This is a genomic window from Halomonas halophila (assembly GCF_030406665.1).
GTDB classification, from domain to species: Bacteria; Pseudomonadota; Gammaproteobacteria; order Pseudomonadales; family Halomonadaceae; genus Halomonas; species Halomonas halophila.
The window spans coordinates 2,791,046-2,811,680 of sequence record NZ_CP129121.1; the positions used below are offsets into that span (position 1 = coordinate 2,791,046).

The 20,635-nt window shown below is 69.4% G+C and carries 24 protein-coding genes; 5 read left to right on the forward strand and 19 right to left on the reverse strand.

Going from position 1 to position 20,635, the window contains the following annotated elements; all coding sequences use genetic code 11:
• Positions 1-33: 33 nt before the first annotated feature.
• The 3 genes from pdxA to QWG60_RS13115 all read right to left on the reverse strand — a co-directional run bounded on the left by pdxA (position 34) and on the right by QWG60_RS13115 (position 4,297).
• The gene (gene pdxA, locus QWG60_RS13105; protein ID WP_107181544.1) at positions 34-1,089 is read right to left on the reverse strand and encodes a 4-hydroxythreonine-4-phosphate dehydrogenase PdxA; all 1,056 of its coding nucleotides are present in this window, start codon (positions 1,087-1,089) and stop codon (positions 34-36) included.
• The gene (locus QWG60_RS13110; protein ID WP_035596593.1) at positions 1,086-1,724 is read right to left on the reverse strand and encodes a SurA N-terminal domain-containing protein; all 639 of its coding nucleotides are present in this window, start codon (positions 1,722-1,724) and stop codon (positions 1,086-1,088) included. Before QWG60_RS13110 ends, pdxA begins: the two co-directional genes overlap by 4 nt.
• A gap of 89 nt (positions 1,725-1,813) precedes the next feature.
• Complete coding sequence (locus QWG60_RS13115) at positions 1,814-4,297, reverse strand: LPS-assembly protein LptD (protein WP_290130904.1); 2,484 nt, start codon at positions 4,295-4,297, stop codon at positions 1,814-1,816.
• Positions 4,298-4,457: 160 nt separating this feature from the next.
• Here QWG60_RS13115 and QWG60_RS13120 point away from each other — a divergent pair, with 160 nt between their 5' ends.
• From QWG60_RS13120 to speD, 4 genes are all read left to right on the forward strand, one after another.
• Positions 4,458-5,504, forward strand: coding sequence for an aminoglycoside phosphotransferase family protein (locus tag QWG60_RS13120; RefSeq protein ID WP_146909971.1), 1,047 nt, complete (start codon positions 4,458-4,460; stop codon positions 5,502-5,504).
• On the forward strand, positions 5,501-6,175 hold the full coding sequence (gene murU, locus QWG60_RS13125) for an N-acetylmuramate alpha-1-phosphate uridylyltransferase MurU (RefSeq protein WP_046078205.1): 675 nt from the start codon (positions 5,501-5,503) through the stop codon (positions 6,173-6,175). The genes QWG60_RS13120 and murU overlap by 4 nt, the downstream gene beginning before the upstream one ends.
• 324 nt (positions 6,176-6,499) lie before the next feature.
• Positions 6,500-6,919, forward strand: a complete 420-nt coding sequence (locus tag QWG60_RS13130) for an OsmC family protein (protein WP_146909973.1) — start codon at positions 6,500-6,502, stop codon at positions 6,917-6,919.
• A gap of 192 nt (positions 6,920-7,111) precedes the next feature.
• Complete coding sequence (gene speD / locus QWG60_RS13135) at positions 7,112-7,906, forward strand: adenosylmethionine decarboxylase (RefSeq protein ID WP_046078206.1); 795 nt, start codon at positions 7,112-7,114, stop codon at positions 7,904-7,906.
• Between the two features lie 114 nt (positions 7,907-8,020).
• Here the strand turns inward: speD and coq7 are convergent, their stop codons facing one another.
• The 6 genes from coq7 to phaR form a co-directional block, all read right to left on the reverse strand.
• Complete coding sequence (gene coq7 / locus QWG60_RS13140) at positions 8,021-8,665, reverse strand: 2-polyprenyl-3-methyl-6-methoxy-1,4-benzoquinone monooxygenase (RefSeq protein ID WP_046078207.1); 645 nt, start codon at positions 8,663-8,665, stop codon at positions 8,021-8,023.
• Positions 8,666-8,846: 181 nt separating this feature from the next.
• The gene (locus QWG60_RS13145) at positions 8,847-9,188 is read right to left on the reverse strand and encodes a histidine triad nucleotide-binding protein (protein ID WP_035596603.1); all 342 of its coding nucleotides are present in this window, start codon (positions 9,186-9,188) and stop codon (positions 8,847-8,849) included.
• A 41-nt stretch (positions 9,189-9,229) separates the two neighbouring features.
• Positions 9,230-10,102 (reverse strand): phosphoribulokinase, encoded by an 873-nt coding sequence (locus QWG60_RS13150; protein ID WP_035596606.1) that lies wholly within the window; start codon positions 10,100-10,102, stop codon positions 9,230-9,232.
• Entirely contained in the window at positions 10,102-10,536 is a 435-nt protein-coding gene (locus QWG60_RS13155; protein WP_046078209.1) for an acyl-CoA thioesterase, read from the reverse strand. The genes QWG60_RS13150 and QWG60_RS13155 overlap by 1 nt, the downstream gene beginning before the upstream one ends.
• A gap of 53 nt (positions 10,537-10,589) precedes the next feature.
• The gene (purD, locus tag QWG60_RS13160) at positions 10,590-11,885 is read right to left on the reverse strand and encodes a phosphoribosylamine--glycine ligase (RefSeq protein WP_046078210.1); all 1,296 of its coding nucleotides are present in this window, start codon (positions 11,883-11,885) and stop codon (positions 10,590-10,592) included.
• A gap of 246 nt (positions 11,886-12,131) precedes the next feature.
• Complete coding sequence (gene phaR / locus QWG60_RS13165; RefSeq protein WP_035596615.1) at positions 12,132-12,581, reverse strand: polyhydroxyalkanoate synthesis repressor PhaR; 450 nt, start codon at positions 12,579-12,581, stop codon at positions 12,132-12,134.
• A gap of 101 nt (positions 12,582-12,682) precedes the next feature.
• Here phaR and QWG60_RS13170 point away from each other — a divergent pair, with 101 nt between their 5' ends.
• Positions 12,683-13,396, forward strand: coding sequence for a 16S rRNA (uracil(1498)-N(3))-methyltransferase (locus QWG60_RS13170; RefSeq protein ID WP_146909976.1), 714 nt, complete (start codon positions 12,683-12,685; stop codon positions 13,394-13,396).
• Here QWG60_RS13170 and rloA3 read toward each other — a convergent pair.
• The 10 genes from rloA3 to QWG60_RS13220 form a co-directional block, all read right to left on the reverse strand.
• Complete coding sequence (gene rloA3 / locus QWG60_RS13175) at positions 13,388-14,041, reverse strand: retropepsin-like aspartic peptidase RloA3 (protein ID WP_146909978.1); 654 nt, start codon at positions 14,039-14,041, stop codon at positions 13,388-13,390. The two genes, QWG60_RS13170 and rloA3, sit on opposite strands and share 9 nt — an antisense overlap.
• Entirely contained in the window at positions 14,038-15,348 is a 1,311-nt protein-coding gene (locus tag QWG60_RS13180; RefSeq protein ID WP_146909980.1) for a lytic murein transglycosylase, read from the reverse strand. The genes rloA3 and QWG60_RS13180 overlap by 4 nt, the downstream gene beginning before the upstream one ends.
• Positions 15,349-15,400: 52 nt before the next feature.
• Entirely contained in the window at positions 15,401-15,874 is a 474-nt protein-coding gene (locus QWG60_RS13185; protein ID WP_146909982.1) for a DUF3429 domain-containing protein, read from the reverse strand.
• Positions 15,871-17,223 (reverse strand): DASH family cryptochrome, encoded by a 1,353-nt coding sequence (locus QWG60_RS13190; protein WP_146909984.1) that lies wholly within the window; start codon positions 17,221-17,223, stop codon positions 15,871-15,873. The genes QWG60_RS13185 and QWG60_RS13190 overlap by 4 nt, the downstream gene beginning before the upstream one ends.
• 10 nt (positions 17,224-17,233) lie before the next feature.
• Positions 17,234-17,410, reverse strand: coding sequence for a DUF2256 domain-containing protein (locus QWG60_RS13195; RefSeq protein WP_307725214.1), 177 nt, complete (start codon positions 17,408-17,410; stop codon positions 17,234-17,236).
• Between the two features lie 214 nt (positions 17,411-17,624).
• On the reverse strand, positions 17,625-18,023 hold the full coding sequence (gene mnhG / locus QWG60_RS13200) for a monovalent cation/H(+) antiporter subunit G (protein ID WP_107181938.1): 399 nt from the start codon (positions 18,021-18,023) through the stop codon (positions 17,625-17,627).
• Positions 18,016-18,285 (reverse strand): monovalent cation/H+ antiporter complex subunit F, encoded by a 270-nt coding sequence (locus QWG60_RS13205; RefSeq protein ID WP_106487934.1) that lies wholly within the window; start codon positions 18,283-18,285, stop codon positions 18,016-18,018. Before QWG60_RS13205 ends, mnhG begins: the two co-directional genes overlap by 8 nt.
• An 18-nt stretch (positions 18,286-18,303) precedes the next feature.
• Complete coding sequence (locus QWG60_RS13210; protein ID WP_046078215.1) at positions 18,304-18,777, reverse strand: Na+/H+ antiporter subunit E; 474 nt, start codon at positions 18,775-18,777, stop codon at positions 18,304-18,306.
• Entirely contained in the window at positions 18,774-20,291 is a 1,518-nt protein-coding gene (locus QWG60_RS13215) for a Na+/H+ antiporter subunit D (protein WP_146909986.1), read from the reverse strand. The genes QWG60_RS13210 and QWG60_RS13215 overlap by 4 nt, the downstream gene beginning before the upstream one ends.
• Entirely contained in the window at positions 20,288-20,635 is a 348-nt protein-coding gene (locus QWG60_RS13220; RefSeq protein ID WP_016853685.1) for a Na+/H+ antiporter subunit C, read from the reverse strand. Before QWG60_RS13220 ends, QWG60_RS13215 begins: the two co-directional genes overlap by 4 nt.

Genomic DNA, 20,635 nt, shown 5'->3' on the forward strand with positions numbered 1-20,635 from the left:
TCTGTCCTTCTGTTCGAATCGGGGATGCCGCGCTCAGTCACGAGCGGCGCGGCGGGCCATGTCGGCGGCCAGCGCCTCGGCCACCGCCAGGCTGCCGGGATCGGCGCGGCCGCTGCCGGCCAGGTCGAGGGCGGTGCCGTGGTCCACCGAGGTGCGCACCAGCGGCAGGCCCAGGGTGATATTGGCGGCGCGGCCGAAGCCGGCGTACTTGAGCACCGGCAGGCCCTGATCATGATACATCGCCAGCACGGCGTCGGCCTCGGCCAGGTGGCGCGGGGTGAACAGGGTATCCGCCGGCAGCGGCCCGTCAAGGGTCAGGCCCTCGCGACGCAGCGCCGCGAGCGTCGGCACGATCACCTCGAGCTCCTCGCGACCGAGGTGGCCGCCCTCCCCGGCGTGGGGGTTGAGGCCGCAGACGGCGATGCGCGGCGCGGCCAGACCGAACCAGCGGCGCAGGTCGGCGTCGAGGATGCGAAGGATGCGGGTCAGCCGCTCGGGCGTCACCGCGTCGCTCACCTCGCGCAGCGGCAGGTGGGTGGTGGCGAGCGCCACGCGCAGCGACCGCGGGCCCTGCCAGTCTGGGCCGGTCGCATGCAGGGCACGGTCGGTGGCGAGCATCATCACCACCTCGTCGACGCCGCAGGCGTCGCGCAGGTATTCGGTGTGGCCGGTGAAGTCGGCGTGGCCGGCCTCGCGGATCACCGCCTTGTGCAGCGGAGCGGTGACGATCCCGGCGGCCTCGCCTGCCCGGCAACCGGCGACGGCACGATCCAGCGTCTCGAGCACGTAGTCGCCGTTGCGGATATCCAGCACCCCGGGGCGACTGGGCGCGGCGAGCGCCACCGGCCACACGGGCAAGCGCCCGGGCCGGGTCTCGGGCACCGGCTCGCCCGGTGCCAGCTCGACGATCTCGAGCGCCCGCCCCAGGGCCTCGGCCCGCTCGGCGAGCAATCCGGCATCGCCCACCGCCACTCGGCGGTGCCCCGGGGTCGTGCCGGTGGCACCGTCGGTGGCCAGCATCACCGCGAGCTCGGGGCCGATGCCGGCCGGCTCGCCGGTGGTCAGGGCGATGACGGGCGCATCGCTCATGCGCCGGGCTCGAGACGCTCGTCGACGAAGGCCTCGCTGCGGATCTCCTGGATCCAGTCTTCCATCTCGTCATTGGCCTTGCGCTGGAACAATGCCTGGCGCGCCTGATCGCGGCTCATGCCGGCGCCCTGCTGCTCGATGAAGCGGTCGACCTCGCGCTCGGAGAGGCTGACCCGACCGCCCACGCGGCGCTGCTGCAGCTCGCGCATCAAAAGCTCGCGACGCACCTGGTCACGCACCACGCCGAGCGACAGGCCGTCGGCCTCCAGGGCGTCGGCGAACTGGTCCAGGGTCATGTTGTTGCCCCGGGCGATGGCCCGTACCTGACGATTGAGCTCGGTGTCGTCGACGCTCAGATTGGCCTCGCGGGCCATCTGCAGCTGGATCTCCTCGACGATCAGGCGGTCGAGCACCTGCTCGCGCAGCACCTGGTCCGGCGGCAGGTCGACGCCCTGGGCCCCGAGCTGTTGCTTGGTCTGGGTGAAGCGGTCCTCGAGCTGGGAGGCCATGATGGCGCCGTCGTTGACCACCGCCACGATACGGTCCAGGGGCTGGCGCGCCTGGGCCAGCCCGGTCAGGGGCGCGGCCCCCAGCAGCAGGGCCAGCAGCAGGGTGGCGAAGTGTCGGCTGCGCATGTCGGTGTTTCCTCTCTTTCGATATCGGATGTCTCGTGGCGGCCGGCGAGCGACCGCCACGAAGTGGCAGGCGGGGCGCCGGCCGCGGCTCAGCGTGCGCCGAAGGCGGTACTGCGATAGCCCGGCACGGCGCCGTCGAAGTAGCTGGCCGCGTCTCCGCCGATGCCGCCCAGGCCCTTGAACACGAAGCGCAGGAAGAACCCGCGATCGGTGGTGTCGTCTTCGATGGTGTTCGCGGTGCCCTCGTCGTCGACCCACTCGCGCCACACCAGCTGCAGACCATAGCAGCAGTCGTTCCACTGCACACCCGCCATCTGCTCGAGGCTGCGGTCGTTGGTGTTGTCGTAGACGAAGCGACCGATCAGGTCGACCTGTGGCCCGACCCGGTAGGCCCCGGAGACGTCGAACTCCTCGCGGTTGTAGCCGAGCCGGTCCTCGAAGTCGTCCTCGGAGACGTCGAAGCCCTGAAGCTGCCAGCGATAGCCCAGGTTGAGCACGTGGCCGGCATCGGCACGGTACTGCAGGTCCCAGCTGGCCTGCTCGGTACGCGATTCCTTGTCGTCGTACAGCCACTGCCAGCGCGTGCGCCACTCGTCGCTCAGCCGCCAGTTCAGGCGGGTCACCAGCGGCGAGCGGTCGCGGGTGGCATCGTAATACTCGTAGGAGTCCTCATCCCTCGGCAGGGTATCGGGATCGCCGGCCATGTCGATATGGCGATCCTCGAAGTAGAGCGCCTGGCCGAGGCCCAGCGACAGCCGCTCGCGGCCGCTCTCGTCCTCCAACAGGCGACTCTCGACGCCATAGGACAGGCGATTGAGGTCGCCCACCCGGTCGCCACCGGAGAAGCGGTCCGGCGACCACAGCTGTTGCCAGGAGAAATTGCGCTCGCCGGTGTCGAAGTCCGGGAACTCGCTCTGGTCCTCGGCCGGCACGTAGGCGTAGTTGAGCCGCGGTTCCAGGGTCTGACGGTAGGCGCCACCGCCGACGTCGAGGTCGCGCTCGAACACCAGCCCGCCGTCGACGGAGGTCACCGGCACGGTCAGCGACGGCGTGTCGCTGCGTCCGGGGGTAGTCTCGCGATTGTCGTAGTCGAGGTCGTAGGAGCGATGGGCCAGCTCGACGCGGGGCTCGAGGTAGCCCCAGCTCTGGTCGAAGCGCCAGCCCACGGCCGGATCCAGCCTGAGCCGGGTGCCGTTGGCCGCCTCGCGTTCCGAGATCTGCCGACGACCGTCCTTGAAGTCATACCAGCCGTCGTCGTCCGTATGCACGTCGCGCCAGAAGTAGGTCAGGTTGGAGGCCCACTCCTCGTAGAAGCCATTGTCCTGGGACCAGCGCGCCCGGGCATCCAGGCTCGGCAGGCGGTAGAAGGGCTTGTCGCCCTCTTTCAGAGGATCATCGAGCCGCTGGTACCCCTGGGCCTTGGCCTGCAGGCGCCAGACATCGCCGCGATAGTCGAGCCGGGCCAGCCGTGACAGGTGGTCGGTGTCCTGCTCGGCGAAGTCGCGGCCGAAGTCGTCGAAGTAGGCGCCGTCGCTGGCCGCGCCGTAGCGCAGCCGGTAGTCGGTACGCTCGTCGAAACGCCCGGCGTGACGGAAGTCCAGGTACCAGCGCTCATCGCCGTTCTCGAGACGGGAGCCGTTCGAGGCCTCGTCGCCGGCACGCTTGTCGTCGGCGATGTAGGCCCCCTCGATGGTGCCGGCGTCGGACGGAAAGAGATAGCGATACTCGCCGCCCAGCAGCAGGCCACGATCGCTGATCCAGCGCGGGGTGAGGGTCGCGTCCTGGTCGGGGGCGATGTTCCAGTAGAAAGGCTGGGAATAGTCGAGCCCGCTGCCGGTGGCGCCGAGGGTCGGCCACAGGAAGCCGGTCTGGCGGCGCTCATCGAGCGGGAAGCGCACCCAGGGCCAGTAGAATACCGGCACGTGACCGACCTCCAGGCGGGCGTGCTTGGCGGTGCCGAACCCCTGCTCGCGGTCCAGCAGGATGTCGTTGCCGACCAGGCGCCACAGCTCGCTGCCGGGCTCGCAGGTGGTGAAGCTGGCCTCGCGCAGCCGGTAGCGGCCGTCCTCGAGCCGGGCCAGGCGCACGGCATCACCACGCAGGCGCTGCTCATGGGCCACATAGTGGGCGGTATCGATGCTCGCCGCATCGCTTTCCAGCGAGAATTCGGCGGCGTCGCCGCGCACCAGCAGATTCTGGTCGCGCAGCGCCACCGGCCCCTCGGCCAGCACCCGATCCCGGGACGCCGGCAGGTTGACCCGCGGCGCCTCGAGCTGGGTGTCGCCACGGCGCAGCACCACCTGGCCGCTGAGCCGGGTCTCCCCCTCGGCACCGTACTCGCCGCTGTCCGCCTCGCTGGTGACCTGCCCCTCGGGCGGCGGGGCCAGACGATAGTCCGGCATCACGTAGCGCCCGCGGCATACGGCATCGGCCGGCCGGTCGGCGCCCCAGGGCTGCCAGTCCAGCCGATCGGCGGGCAGCGGCTCGGGGGGCGCCGCCAGCAGAGGAGCGGCAATGATCAGGTTCGAGGTCACCAGACCTGCCAGGGCCGTCCGGGAGGGTCGCTTGGCCATGTTCCACGATGTCCTTGGCGGAGTGAATCGGTATTATACAGGCCCCATGCGACCTGTCCCGCCGACGAGTCCCTGTCACGCCGACGCTGTCGGGCCTCAGCATGCGGCGACGCTTCGGGGCCGTCAACCGAGCCCCGCCACCGGACATCGAGAGGTGATGATGCCAGAGGCCGATGCCCTCGCCCGCCAGACGCCGCTGCGCCACTGGATCGCGCAGTGCCATGGACTCGACCCGCAGGCCCTGGACCTGCGCCTGGCCGCCGGCGATGCCAGCTTTCGCCGCTACTATCGGCTGACACTGCCCGACGGCGCCACACGAATGCTGATGGACGCGCCGCCGGACCGCGAGGACAGCACGCCCTTCGTGGCCATCGACCGGGCCTGGGAAGCCGCCGGCCTGCCGGTGCCGCACCTGCACGCCGTGGACCTCGACGCCGGCTTCCTGGAGCTCGACGATCTCGGCGACACGCCGCTGCAGACCCGCTTCCGCGGCGATAACGACCCGGCCACCCTGGCCTGGCACGAGCGCGCCCTGACGCTCATCCATGAGCTTCAGAACCGCGCCGCGCCGGACGCGCTGCCGGCCTACGACGCCGCCCTGCTCGGCCGCGAGCTCGACCTCTTCCCCGAATGGTGCCTGTCGCGCTGGCTCGACGTCGCCCCACCGCCCGGCTGGAACGCCCTGCGCCAGGCGCTGATCGCGTCCGCGCTGAACCAGCCCGTGGTCACCGTGCATCGCGACTATGACGCCATGAACCTGATGGTGGCCGACGAGGCGCTCTACCTGATCGACTTCCAGGACGCCGTGGCAGGTCCCATCAGCTACGATCTGATCTCGCTGCTCCACGGCCGCTACTGCCGCTTCGACGCCGCGCGGCGCACCGAGTGGATCGAGGGCTTTCGCGCGCGGGCGGTGGCCGACGGCCGCCTCGATGCCGAGATCGATGCGGCCGGCTTCCACGCCCGGGTGGCCGCCATGGCTGCCCAGCGCGCGCTCAAGGTGCTGGGCATCTTCTGCCGGCTGACCCTGCGCGACCATCGCGACGGTTATCTCGCCCGCCTGCCGCACTTCCTCGCCCATCTCGAGGACGCCCTGGCCGAGCTCGACGGTCACGACGCCTTCAGGGCCTGGCTCGCCGACGTCTTCCGCCCCGCCATGGCGGCGAAGCTGGACGAGGACGGCATCGACCGGGAGGGCGCGGCATGAAGGCGATGATCCTGGCCGCCGGGCTCGGCACGCGCATGCGCCCGCTCACCGACCACTGCCCCAAGCCGCTGCTGCCGGTGGCCGGCAAGCCGCTGATCGTTCATCACCTGGAACGCCTGGCCACGGCCGGTATCCGTGAAGTGGTGATCAACGTCAGCTACCGCGCCGAGCAGATCATCGAGGCGCTGGGCGACGGCCACGAGTTCGGCGTGGACATCGCCTGGAGCCGCGAGGACGCGCCGCTGGAAACCGGCGGCGGCATTCGCCGCGCCCTACCCTTGCTCGGCGAGGCGCCGTTCTGGCTGGTCAACGGCGATGTCTGGTGCGATGTCACGCCCGACGCGCTCCCTCCGCTCGGCGACGACCTGGCCAACCTGGTGCTGGTGGACAATCCCGATCACCATCCCACCGGCGACTTTCACCTGGATGCCGGCGGTCGGGTGCATGCCGAGGGCGAGCCGCGGCTGACCTACGCCGGCCTGGCGCTGCTCGATCCGGCGCTGGTCGCCACTCAGACCGACGGTGCCTTCGCCCTGGCCCCGCTGCTGCGCGAGGCCATGGCGGCAGGCCGGGTCGCCGGCCATCATCATCGCGGCGCCTGGGTCGATGTCGGCACCCCGGCCCGCCTCGAGAGCCTGGATAGGGCCCTGCGCACCCAACTTCCTTCATGACCCTCACGGGGCACCGGGGACAAGCCGAAGAGGAGCTCCGACGCCTGGGCGGCGCCGGGAGCCTGGAGGGACATACCCGTCGTGTCTCCTCGCCGGCTTGTCGACGGACAGCCTACCCATCGCCGGAGCCCTCCCGGGCTGAGCCGGTCGGCGCCAGCTGCTAAGCTGGCGCCATTCCACTCTCTCACTGCACCAAGGAAACACCGCACATGAAAGCCAGCGTCAAATGGACAGACGGTCGCCAGTTCGTCGCCTGGGGATGTGGAAAGCTGGCAGCGGCCGCGGTGAAGCCACGCACTTAATCAACAGCAAGGAAATCAGTTCATGAAAGCCTCAGTGAAATGGACCGACGGTCGCCAGTTCGTCGCCGAAGCCGGCAGCGGCCACAGCGTGGTCATCGACGGTCCGCCCGACCACGGCGGCCGCAACACCGGCCCGCGCCCGATGGAAATGCTGCTGATGGGCATGGGCGCCTGCACCTCCTTCGACGTGCTGGAGATCCTCGAGAAGTCGCGCGCCCCGGTGGCGGACTGTGTGGCCAGCATCGAGGCCGAGCGCGCCGACAGCGTGCCCAGCGTCTTTACCAAGATCCATATCCACTTCACCGTGAGCGGCCAGGGGCTCAAGGAGAAGCAGGTCAAGCGCGCCGTCGAGCTCTCCGCCGACAAGTACTGCAGCGCCTCGATCATGCTGGCCAAGGGCGGCGTGGAGGTGACCCACTCCTTCACCATCATCGAGGAGTAAGCGAGCCTTCCCCCACGGCGCCCTGACGGCCGAGACGCCAGGTCCGGCTCCCCGCCTGGCGGCGGCGAAAAAAAACCGTGGCGGCGGGTGCGCCGCCACGGTGGGCTGTGCATAATACGCGGCTCTCGATTGCCAGGGGTTCCGGCGACATCCGTCGGGATGACACTATCTGCCACTTTGGGAGGCTCGGACGTGACCGACAATCTCCGACTCCACGGGTTCAACAACCTGACCAGCTCCCTGAGCTTCAACATCTATGACATCTGCTATGCGAAGACCGAGGAGCAGCGCAAGGCGTACATCGACTACATCGATGAGCTCTACAACGCCGAGCGTCTGACGCAGATCCTCAAGGATGTCACCAACATCATCGGCGCCCACGTGCTCAATATCTCCCGCCAGGATTACGAGCCCCACGGTGCCAGCGTGACCATCCTGATCGCCGAGCACGAGCTGGAAGAGGCCGCCCCCGAGCAGATGGAACCCGGCCCGGGCCCGTTGCCGGAAACCGTGGTGGCCCACCTCGACAAGAGCCACGTCACGGTGCACAGCTACCCCGAGTCCCACCCGGACAACGGCATCAGCACCTTCCGCCTGGACATCGACGTCTCCACCTGCGGCCAGATCAGCCCGCTGAAGGCGCTCAACTACCTGATCCACAGCTTCGATTCCGACATCGTGACCGTGGACTATCGGGTGCGCGGCTTCACCCGTGACGTGGACGGCAAGAAGCTGTTCATCGACCACGACATCACCTCGATCCAGGACTACCTGGCCGACGATACCAAGCAGGCCTACCAGATGGTGGACGTGAACGTGTATCAGGAGAACATGTTCCACACCAAGATGCTGCTCAAGGACTTCGAGCTGGACAACTACCTGTTCGGTACCTCCCGGCGCGATATCAGCTTCGAGGAGGCCCGCGACATCGAGAGCCGGCTGCGCAAGGAGATGCTGGAGATATTCTACTCGCGCAACATGGACTAGCCCCGCGCTATCATCGGCACACGGGGTCAGACCCTTAAGCGCCCTTAGGGACGGAGTCCCTAAGGGCGCTTAAGGGTCTGACCCCTGCTATCTTCGGCGCTTGTAGCTCGGCGCTTAAAGCTTATAAACCGACCGGGTCATCACCTTGGACATCAGCGTCATGCCGGCCTTGACCGGCCCCGGGAAGCGGGCGCCGCCGGCTTCCAGCGCCTGCTCGGCGTGATGGGCCTCGTCGATGGCCATCTGGCGCAGCACCGCGCGGGAGCGGTGGTCGCCGGACGGCAGCTCGTCCATGTGGGCGTCGAGGTGGCGACCCACCTGTTCCTCGGTGGCGGCGACGAAGCCCAGGCTGATGCGGTCGCCGATCGCCCCGGCCAGCGCCCCCATGCCGAACGAGGCGGCATAGAACAGCGGGTTGAGACGGCTGGTGTGACCGTCGAGCTCGTCGAGACGCGACTCGCACCAGGCCAGGTGATCGATCTCCTCCTGGGCGGCTTCCTCCATCTGCTCACGAACCTCGGGCAGCTTGGCGGTCAGCCCCTGTCCCTGGTAGAGCGCCTGGGCGCACACCTCGCCGGTATGGTTGATGCGCATCAGGCCCACGGCGTGGCGTCGTTCGGCCTCGTCCAGGGCATCGTCGCGCACCTCCGGGGTGGCCGGCGATGGACGAGACGGCTGGGCGGCGCCCGGCACCAGGGTGCGCAGCACGGCATCGCCCTGGCGCACCAGTTGATCGGCACGGGAATACTGACGGTTCATGACACCCCCTGAATCGATGATGAGCTCATTGTAACCGAGTCGCCCCGGTGCCGGCAGTTCCTCCGGATGCGACGACGCCGCCCCGGAGGCGGCGTCGAACGGAAACGGTGTCGGGCGAGGCCCGGGAAGGCTGCACCTGATGCGTCGAACACCGCAAGCCGCGGCAGGCGCCGCGCGCCGACTACCCAGCCGGCCAAGTAAAGCGTCGACCGCCCATCAGGTGCATATGAATATGATAGACGGTCTGACCGCCCTGTTCATTGCAGTTCATCACCACCCGATAGCCGTCGTCGGCGAAACCGGCCTCGCGGGCCAACCGGGCGGCGGTGAACTGCAGCCGACCCACCAGCGCCAGATCGTCTTCCTCGATGTCGTTGAGGGTGGCGATATGGCGCTTGGGCACGATCAGCTGGTGCGTCGGCGCCTTGGGATCGATGTCGTTGAAGGCCAGCACCTCGTCGTCTTCGTAGACGATGTCGGCGGGAATCTCACGCTTGATGATCTTGCAGAACAGGCAGTCCATGGCGGGCTCCTCGACGGATGACGAACGGCGAATGTAGAGGCTCAGCGAAAACGGCGCTGGGCCAGCAGGTGGCGCACCAGCGGCCCCAGGATCAGCTCCATGGCCAGCGGCATGCGCGAGCCCGGCACCACCAGGGTGTGCGGTCGGCTCATGAAGGCATCGGGGATCATCGCCAGCAGGTAGGGGAAGTCCACCGTGGCCGGATCGCGGAAGCGGATCACCACGAAGGACTCGGCATCGGCGGGGATATCCTGGACCTCGAAGGGATTCGAGGTATCCACCGTGGGCACCCGCTGGAAATTGATGTGGGTGCGCGAGAACTGCGGCTGGATATAGCGCACGTAGTCGTCCATGCGCCCCAGGATGGTGTCGATCACCGCCTCCTGGGAGTAGCCGCGATAGCGCATGTCGCGATCGATCTTCTGGATCCACTCCAGGTTCATGGTCGGCGCCACCCCGACCAGCAGGTCCACGTGGCGGGCGATGTCGTGCTCGGCGGTCACCAGGCCACCGTGCAGCCCCTCGTAGAACAGCAGGTCGGTGCCCGTGGGCAGCGGCTGCCATTCGGTGAAGGTGCCGACCTGATAGCCGGCCTCGATCATCGACTTGTCCTCGGCGTGGATATAGTGCCGATAGGTGCCGGTGCCGTGCTCGCCATACTCCTGGAACAGCGCCTCGAGCTCCTCCAGCAGGTTGGCCTCCACGGCGAAGTGCGACAGCTCGTCCTTGCGCTCGGGCTCCTCGCGGAAGATCCGCGCCAGCTCCTGACGGGTGTAGCGATGGAAGGCGTCGCCGTCGACGAAGGCGGCATGCAGGTCCTCGCGGGCGAACATGCGCTCGAAGGTGCGCTTGACCGTGGTGGTGCCGGCCCCGGAGGAGCCGGTCACGGCGATGATCGGATACTCGCGCGACATCAGCTCGCCCCCGCGAGACGCTCGCGCACGAGGTCGGGCACCGCCACCGGGCGGCCGGTGGCGGGGTCCACCAGCATCAGGTTGATGCGTGCCGTGGCCACGGGACGATCGTCGGCGAGGCGCCGGATGCGATGGTAGACGGCGATCGCGCGGCGCCCCGGCGCCGGAATCGCGGTGTCCACCTCCAGCGCCTCGGGCCAGCGCGACTCGGCCTGATACTGCACCGCCAGGTCGGCGGCCACGCACGGGTAGCCGCCCATGTCGCCCTCGGCGAGCGAGCGGGTGGCCAGGGCCTGAACGCGGGCCTCGTGCATCAGCGACACCACGGCATCATGGCCGAGATGCCGGCCGTAGTTCATGTCGGTGATGCGCACCGACAGCGGATGCCGGTGCAGGATGTCCGCCTCGGGGAACTCCAGTTTCACGCGTTCCATGCCGCCTCCTGGTGGTGAATGTGCGCCGTCGTGGGTGGGTCAGGCTCGCGGGCTCAGCCCTCGCCGCCTTCCCGGGCGATGGCGCGATGCGCGATGTCGCCGCGGTGGAAGGCGTCCTGCCAGCGGATCTCGGCCACGCCCCGGTAGGCCAGGTCGCGGGCCGCGGAGACACCCTCGCCCAGCGCGGTGACGCATAGCACGCGGCCACCGGCGGTCAGCACCTCGCCGCCGTCGCCCAGGGCGGTGCCGGCGTGGAAGACCTTGCTGCCGGTGGCCTCGGCGGCGTCGAGCCCCTCGATGGCGTCGCCCTTGCGATAGCTGCCGGGATAGCCGCCGGCGGCCATCACCACGCCCACCGCGGCGCGGGAATCCCACTCGCAGGCGTGGCCGGAAAGCTCGCCGCGGGCGCCGGCCAGGCACAGCTCGGCCAGGTCGGACTGCAGGCGCATCATGATCGGCTGGGTCTCGGGGTCGCCGAAGCGGCAGTTGTACTCGATCACCCGCGGGTTGCCTTCGGGGTCGATCATCAGGCCGGCGTACAGGAAGCCGGTGTAGGGATGGCCTTCCTCGGCCATGCCGCGCACCGTGGGCCGGATCACGCGCTCCATCACGCGCTCATGGATCTCGTCGGTGACCACTGGTGCCGGCGAGTAGGCGCCCATGCCGCCGGTGTTCGGGCCCTGGTCGTCGTCGTAGGCGCGCTTGTGGTCTTGGCTGGTGGCCATCGGCAGCACCGTCTCGCCATCGACCATGACGATGAAGCTGGCCTCCTCGCCCTGCAGGAAGTCCTCGATCACTACCCGGGCGCCGGCGTCGCCGAAGGCGTTGTCCTCGAGCATGTCGTGGACCGCGGCCTCGGCTTCTTCCCGGGTCATGGCGACGATCACGCCTTTGCCCGCGGCCAGTCCGTCGGCCTTGATCACGATCGGCGCGCCCTTCTCGGCGAGGTATTCGAGCGCCGGCTCCACCGCCACGAAGGTGCGGTATTCGGCGGAGGGAATGGCGTGGCGGGCCAGGAAGTCCTTGGTGAAGGCCTTCGAGCCCTCGAGCTGGGCGGCACCGGCGGTGGGGCCGAAGATCGCCAGCCCGGCCTCGCGGAAGCGGTCGACCACGCCTTCCACCAGCGGCGCCTCGGGGCCGACGATGGTCAGGTCGATGGCCTGCTCGCGGGCGAAGGCGAGCAGCCCGTCCAGGTCCTCGGCGCCGATCGCCACGTTCTCGAGTCCCGGCTCGCGGGCGGTGCCGGCGTTGCCCGGGGCCACGTGGACGGTCTCGACCTCGGGCGACTGAGCGACCTTCCAGGCCAGGGCATGTTCGCGGCCACCGCCGCCGATGATCAGAACCTTCATCCGCTGCTCTACCTCACTTACAGGGGGATAACACGGGAAAAACGTCGCCGCATTATGTCAGAAAGCGGCCGTCGGCGCCGCCTTCAGCTTCGATACGCCGGCCTATCGAAGCGCCACGCGGGGCGCCGGGGACAGGTCAGAGAGGGGGTGGGTTGCCATGCATGGCAAAAGTAGCGCCCAGGGAAGAGTTCACAGCGCCCCTCGGCGACCTGTCGCCGGATCAGCCCCGAGAGCATCGGTACGCCATCAGGACTCGTCGTCATCCTTGCGGCCCTTGCCACCCAGGTTCTGCTGCCAGAAGCGCATGTTCTCCTCGGCCAGCTCGCGCATCAGCTCCATGGGCGTGTGGCGCATGGCCTGCTGCCACTGGTCCTGCAGGTGCTTCTGCTGCTCCATCATCAGCTGCGTGCCCTGCTCCAGGTAGCGCGCCAGCGGCAGCGGCTGGGCCATGTTGTAGACGCGGATGAACTGGGCCAGCAGGTCGTTGGAGAACACCTGGGCGTCGCCGTCGGCCTGCTCCTGCTCGATGATGATGGTCAGCAGGATGGTCCGGGTCAGGTCCTCGCCGCTCTTGGCATCCTCGACCCGGAAGGGCACCTCGTCGAGGATCAGCTTGCGCAGATCCTCGAGGGTCACATAGCGGCTCTGTTCGGTATCATAGAGCCGGCGATTGGCATACTTGCGAATCACGCGCACGGCGCTCTCCTTGTTCGAATCGGGTGGGCGAATGCCTCCTTATGCAGGTATTGTGCACCGCCTTACCGACCATGCAAGGCATACCGGCACCACGAGGCCCCATGAACCTGATCCTGCTCTCCCCCGACGACATCGAGAACGACCGCCTGGCCCGGGTGTGCGCCCCGCGCCGGCTCGCCCATCTCAGGGAGGTCCATCGGGCCCGCGAAGGGGACACGATGACGCTCGGCATCGCGGGTGGCGCCCTGGGGCGCGGCGAGCTGCTGAGTCTCGGCGAGCACGAGGCAGTGTTCGACGTGTCGGGGCTCGATCAGGCGCCGCCACCGCCGCTGCCGGTGCATCTGGTGCTGGCCCTGCCGCGGCCGCGAATGCTGGCACGCACGCTCGAGCATGTCACCGCGCTGGGCGTGAAGGAACTGACGCTCTTGAACACCAGGCGGGTGGAGAAGAGCTACTGGCAGTCGCCGGAGCTGTCCGAGGACAAGATCCGCCGCCATCTGGAGCTGGGCCTGGAGCAGGCCCGGGACACCCGTCTGCCGCGGGTGACCCTGGCCAAGGGCTTCCGTCCCTTCGTCGAGGACACCCTGCCGGGGCTCTTGGCCGGCCGCCGCGGGCTGCTGGCCCATCCCGGCATGCCGGACGCCTGCCCCCGCGGGGTCGAGGCGCCGACACTGCTGGTGGTGGGCCCCGAGGGCGGCTTCATCCCCTGGGAGGTGGAGAAGCTGGTCGAGGCCGGCTGCCAGGGCGTCCACATGGGGCCGCGCATCCTGCGCGTGGAGACCGCGGTCACCGCCCTGCTGGCGCGGCTATTCTGACGCCGACTCGGTCTCGGACTCGGCGGCCGATGACGACGATGCCTCACCGCCATCGGCCTTCCCGCTCTCTCTGTTCTCTCTCTTGTCACCGTTCTCCCCGTCATCGCCGGACGCCTCATCATCGGCTCGATGGGGCATCCGCGGCGCGTCGCCGTCGCAGCCGGGCTCGGTCAGGTGAGTGCTGGCCACGTCCAGGCGGCCCAGGTGGCCGATGGTCTGGCGCCCCAGCAGGATCGGGTAGGTCATCTCCGAGCGGTCGCGCAGGCTGAACTCCTCCTCGTAGCGCACGCCGTCCACGCACACATCCAGCAGCACCACCGGCCGGTCGTCGGTACCGCCGGCGCCGCGCACCGTCAGGCGCCGCACCCGGGGGCGCTCGAGGGTCATGGCGAAGGTCTCGCCATTGTCGTCGTCATCGAACTGCAGCCGGAAACGCACCCAGGCCTCACCGTCGCGCTCGAAGCGTTCGATGTCCCGCGCATCCAGCGACGAGGTCAGCGCCCCGCTGTCCAGCTTGGCCTCGAAGGGCAGGTTCCAGGGCATCAGGGTCACCGATTCGACCCAGCCCACGCTGCGATCCGGGGCCTCGGCCAGGGCCAGCCCCGACCACAGCGCCGCCGCCAGACACCACGCCGCACGCCTCATGAGCCCACCTCCCGCAGCCGCTCCAGCAGGCCCAGGGTGGCGAAGCCGTCCGGCGTCACGCCGATCTCGCGCTGGAAGGCCCGCAGGCCACGCCGGGTGTTGGGCCCGAGGATGCCGTCGGCCTCGCCGACCTCGTAGCCGCGGGCGTTGAGCCGCCGCTGCAGCTCCAGCACCTGGGTACGCTTGAGCGCCGGCTCCTCGCGGGGCCAGTCGCCCTGGACCGCGGGGCGCCCGTCGATGGCGTCGCCGAGCGTGGCCACCGCCAGGGCATAGCTGGTGGCGTTGTTGTAGCGGCGAATGACCCGGAAGTTGTGGCCGACCAGGAAGGCCGGCCCCCGTGCACCCGCCGGGGCGATCAGCGCGGCCTCGCTCAGTGCGGGCAGCGCCTCACCGGCGCGCGGGTGCACGCCCGCCGCGGCCCAGTCGTCGGCGCTGCGACGCGTGGTATCGCCCGTCAGCGAGTAATCGAAGTCGGCCGGCAGCACCACCTCGGCGCCCCAGCGCTCTTCGGCCCGCCAGCCAGCCTCGACGAGATAGGCGGCGATCGAGGTCAGGGCATCCGGGACGCTGCCCCAGATATCGCGGCGGCCGTCGCCGTCGCCGTCCACCGCGTGGGCCAGGTAGCTCGACGGCAGGAACTGCGGATGGCCCATGGCGCCGGCCCAGGAGCCGACCATGCGCTCGGCAGGCACGTCGCCGGCCTCGAGGATGCGCAGCGCCGCCAGCAGCTCGCCGCGGGCGAAGTCGCGCCGGCGACCGTCATAGGCCAGGGTCGCCAGGGCATCGAGGGTCGAGACCTCGCCCTGATAGCCGCCGTAGCTGCTCTCGATGCCCCAGATCGCCACCAGCACTTCGGCCGGCACGCCGTAGCGCGACTCCGCGCGCTCGACCGTGCGGCGATAGGCGTCGAACCGGTCGCGGCCGGTGCTCACCCGGCTCGCCGACACCGCGCCGTCGAGATACTCCCAGATCGGGCGCACGAACTCCGGCTGACGCCGATCCAGTTCGATGACCCGAGGCAGGTAGCGCAGCGCGTCGATGCGGGCCAGGGCAGTCTCGCCGAGGCCCTCGTCACGGGCCAGGCCGCGGAAGTCGCGGCGCCAGTCGTCGAAGTCGCCCACGGCCTCGGGGCGCTCGGCGGATGCATTCCCCCCGCCCTCCGGCCTCGTCGAGGCGGCGACCTCGGCCGTGGGCGACGCCATCGGCGAGATCGGAGAAGAGGCGGCTTCGGCGCGGGGGGTGGCGATACCCTGGCAGCCGGCCAGGCCGGCGCAGAGCAGCACGAGGAGCAGTAACGGGGGCAGCATCGACGACGTTCCTTGACGAAAAGAGCCCCCGATGATCGCGCAGAACGCCGGCTCAGGCCAGTAGCAGCAGCCGGGCGATCAGCGCCAGATGGCAGGCCGCCACCACGGCGGTCAGGCGAGTACGAAGCCGCCGATAGTCGCTCGGCAGCCCCGCGGCGCCGGGGCCCGCCTCGTAGAGACGCAGGGCGACGAAGCCGGTCAGCAGCATCGCGGCGGTGGCCGGCGGGTCGAGCAGCAGCGCCGGCCAGGCGATCAGGCTCGGCAGCACGCCCACGACCAGACGGCGACCCGCGGGCTCGGAGCCGCCGGCGCCGACCAGCGCCAGTCCCCAGTGCACCCCGCCGAGGAAGGACAGGATCACCGAGCCGTAGGCGAGGAAGGCCTCGATGGCCAGGGCCTGCCCGGGAGGCGGTGCCAGGAAGGCCGCCGCCAGGGTCGCGAGGAAGGGCCCCAGGCCGGCGACGCCGAGTCCGACCGTGGCGACGCGGGGCAACTGGCGAGCGCAGGGAGCGGAATCGGTACTCATGGCGCGGCCTCTTCCTGGATTGACAGCGAAGGGGGCGGCAGGAAAACCGCGGGATCATGCCGCCAGGGCCGATGGCGGGCGTTCCCGGGCGGCAGATCGGCGAGCTCGGGGCACCAGCGGGCCACATAGTCGCCCTGAGGATCATAGCGCTCGGCCTGGTCCAGCACGTCGAAGCGATGCGCCTTGGCATGACGGCCACGGCCGGCGATATAGCCCCAGTTGCCCCAGTTGCTGGCGACGTCGTGATCGATCAGGCAACGCTCGAACCAGGCCGCCCCCAGTCGCCAGTCGACGCCCAGATCGTGCACGAGATGGCTGGCCACGTTCTGCCGGGCGCGGTTCGACAGCCAGCCGGTCTCGGTCAGTTCGCGCATTCCGGCGTCGACGAACGGCAGCCCGGTCTCGCCGCGGCACCAGGCCGCGAAGTCCTCGCCCCCGTCGGGTGGCGTGGCGCCGCCGTAGAGTCGCCGACCGTCCTGCCGGGCGGCCCAGTGGAAATACTCCCGCCACCAAAGCTCGAAGCGCAGCCAACGGCTCGAGTCACTGGCCCCGCGCTCCGCCTCCCAGTCGTCCAGGGCGTCGTTGACCTGAGCGGCGGACAGGCAGCCCAGCGCCAGCCAGGGCGACAGCCGGCTGGATACGTCGGCGCCGACCAGACCGTTGCGAGTCTCGGCGTAGTGCGCCACCGCCCCGCTGCCCCACAGATAGTCGTTCAGCCGGGCGAGGCCGGCACGCTCGCCGCCGGTGAAGCGAAAGCCGCCGAGCGACGAGGCGCTCCATTCCGCCGCCCGCACGTCGACCCAGCGCAGCGGCGGCAGCCCGCGTGAGGCCTGGGGCGGCCAGGGCGGCAGCGTCACGGGAATCGAACCGGCGTATTGCGGGGTGACGGTCTCGAGCCGACGCCGGAACCCGGAGAAGCCGGGCGGCAGCGCCTCGACAGGCCGGGGCAGGTCGTCCTCGGTGAACAGCATGCCCCCTTCCAGGCACTCGAGCTCGCAATCCGCGGCGAGGCGTGGCGCCAGCCGCTCGACGGCGCGGGTCTCCTCCCAGCCGGGATCCCACCGCACCCTCACTCGCCGAGCGCCGAGCTCGGCGGCCAGGGCCGCTACCTCCTCGGAAGGGTCACCGAGGCGTACCAGCAGATCGCTGCCCCGGGCGAGCAGGCGGCCGCGCAGCTCGATCAGGCTCTGCCACAGGAAGCCGAGGCGGGCCGCACCGATGCGCCGTTCCTTCAGCCAGCGCTCATCCAGCACATAGGCGCAGGCCAGGTGCTCTCCCAACGGCCCGGCGAACAGCGGATTGTCGGCCAGGCGCAGGTCCTGGCGCAGCCAGACGAGATCGATACTCATGACGGCCCCCTCATGCCCCGTCCTGGCGTCGTGAAAGGCGCCTGACCTCGCGACGGCAACGGTCGCTGCAGTAGCGCACCTCCGCCCAGCAGCGAGCCCACTTGCGCCGCCACCGGAACGGGCGGCCGCAGCACTGGCACGGCTTGGAGGGCAGATCAGCCTTGCGACGCATGGCTCCACCTAACATGGACAGGGATAAAAAATGGTACAACTTATGTACATGTTATATCCCATGGCCGCGAACGCAAGCGGAACGGCCGACGCGGTCAGCATTCGCCCTGCGGGCCGGCAGGCGGGTGGGATGAACCGAACGTGGTGATCGAGACGTCGGCCTGTGGATGTCGCGGGTCTCGGGGGCGACGCGCCTCGGTGCAACGAGACGCGTCTTGCGGGCGGGGCAGTCAGTCGCGATGGGGCGGCGTGGCAGGCGGTTCGTCGTCGCCTTCGCGCCCGCTGCGCAGGCGATGGGTCAGCGGATCGTAGTGGGGGCGCAGCTCGTCCTTGACGGTGCCATCCCACAGTCGGGCCCCGACGAAGTAGCCGGCGCGGCCGATGATGTGCGCCGCCACCGGCGCCGTCAGCATGAGGAACAAGATGATCCCCAGGGCCCGGGCCACCACCGCCGTCTCGGCGAAGTGCACCGCCACCGACAGCATGATCAGCGACACGCCCAGCGTGGCCGCCTTGGTGGTCGCGTGCAGTCGCGTCAGCAGATCGGGCAGGCGGACCACCCCCAGGGCCGCCAGCAGCATGAAGGTGGAGCCCGTCAGCATGCCGGCGGCGGTGAGCACCTCAGTCATCTCGCGGTCCTCCCCGCTCCAGGAACCGGGCGAAGCCGATGGTCGCCATGAAGGCCATCAGCGCCATGACGATGGCCACGTCGAGCAGGATCGACACGTCGGTGGCGATGGCCACCACACCGATGATGCCGACGAGGATCGAGGAGAACAGTTCCAGCGCCACGACCCGGTCCGGCAGGCTCGGCCCCCGGAACAGGCGCGCAAACGCCAGGCACAGGGCCAACGACATCACGGCCAGGCTGAACAGGATCACGATCGACACGGGATAGTCCTCCCCTCGTCAGTGGAAGAGTTCCAGGGCACGCCGCTCCAGCTCGGCCAGGCTGCGGGTCAGCGCCGGCTCGTCGTCGAGGAACATGGCATGGATGTAGAGCACGCGGCGGTCGTCGGAGACGTCCAGGCTCAGCGTCCCCGGGGTCAGCGAGATCAGGTTGGCGACGAAGGCGATCTCGAATTCCGTGCGGGCCTTCAGCGGCATCGCGATCACCCCCGGCTTCATGTACCAGGGCGGCGTGACGATGTCGTAGGACACCCGCAGGTTGGAGACCACCAGCTCCTTGAGGAAGAAGCCGACGAAGCGGATCAGTCGCGGCAGCCGCTGGGCGTAACCGGCCAGCGCCGGCACCTGGGGCTGGATCAGCGCCAGCACCAGGTAGCCGAACACCAGCCCGGCGAACAGGCTGCCGCCGCTGAAGTCGCCGGTCAGCACCACCCAGGCGACGCCTAGCATCAGGTTCCAGGCCGCGCCGATCATGATCCCCCTCCCGGTACGCCGAGTACCGCCTCGATGTAGCGCTCGGGAGCCAGCAGCTGCGCCGCCGAGGCCTCGGCCAGCGCATAGAGCGCGTCGGGCTGCAGGCCGATCGCCAGGGTGCAGAGCGCCAGGCCGACCGCCGGCGCGCCCATCAGCCACAGCTCGCGCTGCCCGACCTCCCGCTGGGGCTCGCCCCCGGCCTCGCCACCGGGCGGCGCCTTCCAGAACGCCTCGTTCCAGATCTTGATCATCGAGTACAGGGTGAGCAGCCCCACCAGCAGGGCGATCGCCGTCACCCCGTAGGCCTCGGCCTCGAGGCCCGCCCGGATCACGATGAACTTGGCGAGGAAGCCCGACAGCGGCGGCATGCCGGCCAGCGACAGCGCCGGTATCAGGAACAGCACCGCCAGCCAGGGATGCTCGCGATAGACGCCGCCCAGCGTCTCGAGGCGATAGCTGCCGCGCAGCCGCTGGACGATACCGCTGATCAGGAAGAGGTTGGTCTTCACGATGATGTGGTGGGCGATATAGAACACGCCGCCGAGGATCGCCAGGGGCGTGAACAGCGCCAGCCCCAGGATCATGTAGCCGATCTGGCTGACGATGTGGAACGACAGGATGCGCCGGAACTCGAACTGCGCCGCCGCCCCCAGCACGCCGCACAGCATGGTCAGGGCGGCCCCCCACAGCAGGATCTCATGGGTATAGCCGGGGCTGTGATGGAAGATCAGCGTGAACACCCGAAACAGCGCATAGACCCCGACCTTGGTCAACAGACCGGCGAACAGCGCCGACACCGCGACCGGCGGCGTGTGGTACGAGGCCGGCAGCCAGAAGAACAGCGGGAAGGCCGCCGCCTTGATGCCGAAGGCGACCATGAACATCATCGCCAGCACATCGACCATGCCGGTATCGTCCAGCGTCGCCAGCCGGCGGGCGATGTCGGCCATGTTGAGGGTGCCCACCATGCCGTACAGCAGGCCCACGGCGACCAGGAACAGCACCGACGACACCAGGTTGAGGGTGACATACTTGATCGCCCCTTCCATCTGCGGCTTCTCGCTGCCCAGGATCAGCAGCGCGAAGGACGCCACCAGCATCACCTCGAACCACACGTAGAGGTTGAAGATATCGCCGGTCAAAAAGGCCCCGGCCACGCCGGCCAGCAGCAGGTGCATCAGCGGGAAATAGCCGTAGTCCTGGTGCCCGCGGCCGACCGACGCCAGCGAGAAGAGCGCCACCGCCAGGCCGATGATACCGGTCAGCACGACCATGAGCGCGCCCAGCAGGTCGGCGACCAGGCTGATGCCGAAGGGCGCCGGCCAGCCGCCCATCTGCATTACCTGGATGCCGTCGCGGTTCACCGTCATCAGCAGCCAGATGCCGGTGACCAGCAGCCCGACGGTGCCGCCCACCGCGATCAGGCGCTGCATCGTGCGGGACCGCCAGAACACCAGCGACAGGGCCCCGGCGAACAACGGTATGAGGACGGGTAGCGCGATCTGCGGGGTCACGTATCGGTATCCTTCATCCGGTCAAGGTCGTCGGCGCGCACGATCTCCCAGGCGCGCCGCACCAGCACCACCGCGAACGACAGCACGCCAAAGGCGATGACGATGGCGGTCAGCACCAGCGCCTGGGGCAGCGGATCGGCCACCGCCGACTCGGGGGCAGCGAGCCCCTCCGGCACCAGCGGCGGCGCCCCGCGGCGCATGCCGGCGGTGGCGAAGATCAGCAGGTTGGCGGCGTTGGACAGTAGCATCAGCCCGATCACCAGCTTGACGATGGAGCGCCGCAGCATCATGTAGATGGCGGTGGCGAACAGCACGCCGATGGTCACGGCCATCAGGGGTTCCAT

Coding starts and splice junctions, on each gene's coding strand:
- mnhG (WP_107181938.1), bottom strand. CDS start 18,023: ATGACTGAGGTGCTCACCGCCGCCGGCATGCTGACGGGCTCCACCTTC.
- pdxA (WP_107181544.1), bottom strand. CDS start 1,089: ATGAGCGATGCGCCCGTCATCGCCCTGACCACCGGCGAGCCGGCCGGC.
- coq7 (WP_046078207.1), bottom strand. CDS start 8,665: ATGAACCGTCAGTATTCCCGTGCCGATCAACTGGTGCGCCAGGGCGAT.
- QWG60_RS13170 (WP_146909976.1), top strand. CDS start 12,683: ATGAACCTGATCCTGCTCTCCCCCGACGACATCGAGAACGACCGCCTG.
- QWG60_RS13190 (WP_146909984.1), bottom strand. CDS start 17,223: ATGAGTATCGATCTCGTCTGGCTGCGCCAGGACCTGCGCCTGGCCGAC.
- QWG60_RS13110 (WP_035596593.1), bottom strand. CDS start 1,724: ATGCGCAGCCGACACTTCGCCACCCTGCTGCTGGCCCTGCTGCTGGGG.
- QWG60_RS13180 (WP_146909980.1), bottom strand. CDS start 15,348: ATGCTGCCCCCGTTACTGCTCCTCGTGCTGCTCTGCGCCGGCCTGGCC.
- purD (WP_046078210.1), bottom strand. CDS start 11,885: ATGAAGGTTCTGATCATCGGCGGCGGTGGCCGCGAACATGCCCTGGCC.
- QWG60_RS13130 (WP_146909973.1), top strand. CDS start 6,500: ATGAAAGCCTCAGTGAAATGGACCGACGGTCGCCAGTTCGTCGCCGAA.
- QWG60_RS13210 (WP_046078215.1), bottom strand. CDS start 18,777: ATGATCGGCGCGGCCTGGAACCTGATGCTAGGCGTCGCCTGGGTGGTG.
- QWG60_RS13185 (WP_146909982.1), bottom strand. CDS start 15,874: ATGAGTACCGATTCCGCTCCCTGCGCTCGCCAGTTGCCCCGCGTCGCC.
- QWG60_RS13145 (WP_035596603.1), bottom strand. CDS start 9,188: ATGGACTGCCTGTTCTGCAAGATCATCAAGCGTGAGATTCCCGCCGAC.
- QWG60_RS13150 (WP_035596606.1), bottom strand. CDS start 10,102: ATGTCGCGCGAGTATCCGATCATCGCCGTGACCGGCTCCTCCGGGGCC.
- murU (WP_046078205.1), top strand. CDS start 5,501: ATGAAGGCGATGATCCTGGCCGCCGGGCTCGGCACGCGCATGCGCCCG.
- QWG60_RS13120 (WP_146909971.1), top strand. CDS start 4,458: ATGCCAGAGGCCGATGCCCTCGCCCGCCAGACGCCGCTGCGCCACTGG.
- QWG60_RS13195 (WP_307725214.1), bottom strand. CDS start 17,410: ATGTTAGGTGGAGCCATGCGTCGCAAGGCTGATCTGCCCTCCAAGCCG.
- QWG60_RS13115 (WP_290130904.1), bottom strand. CDS start 4,297: ATGGCCAAGCGACCCTCCCGGACGGCCCTGGCAGGTCTGGTGACCTCG.
- QWG60_RS13155 (WP_046078209.1), bottom strand. CDS start 10,536: ATGGAACGCGTGAAACTGGAGTTCCCCGAGGCGGACATCCTGCACCGG.
- rloA3 (WP_146909978.1), bottom strand. CDS start 14,041: ATGAGGCGTGCGGCGTGGTGTCTGGCGGCGGCGCTGTGGTCGGGGCTG.
- QWG60_RS13220 (WP_016853685.1), bottom strand. CDS start 20,635: ATGGAACCCCTGATGGCCGTGACCATCGGCGTGCTGTTCGCCACCGCC.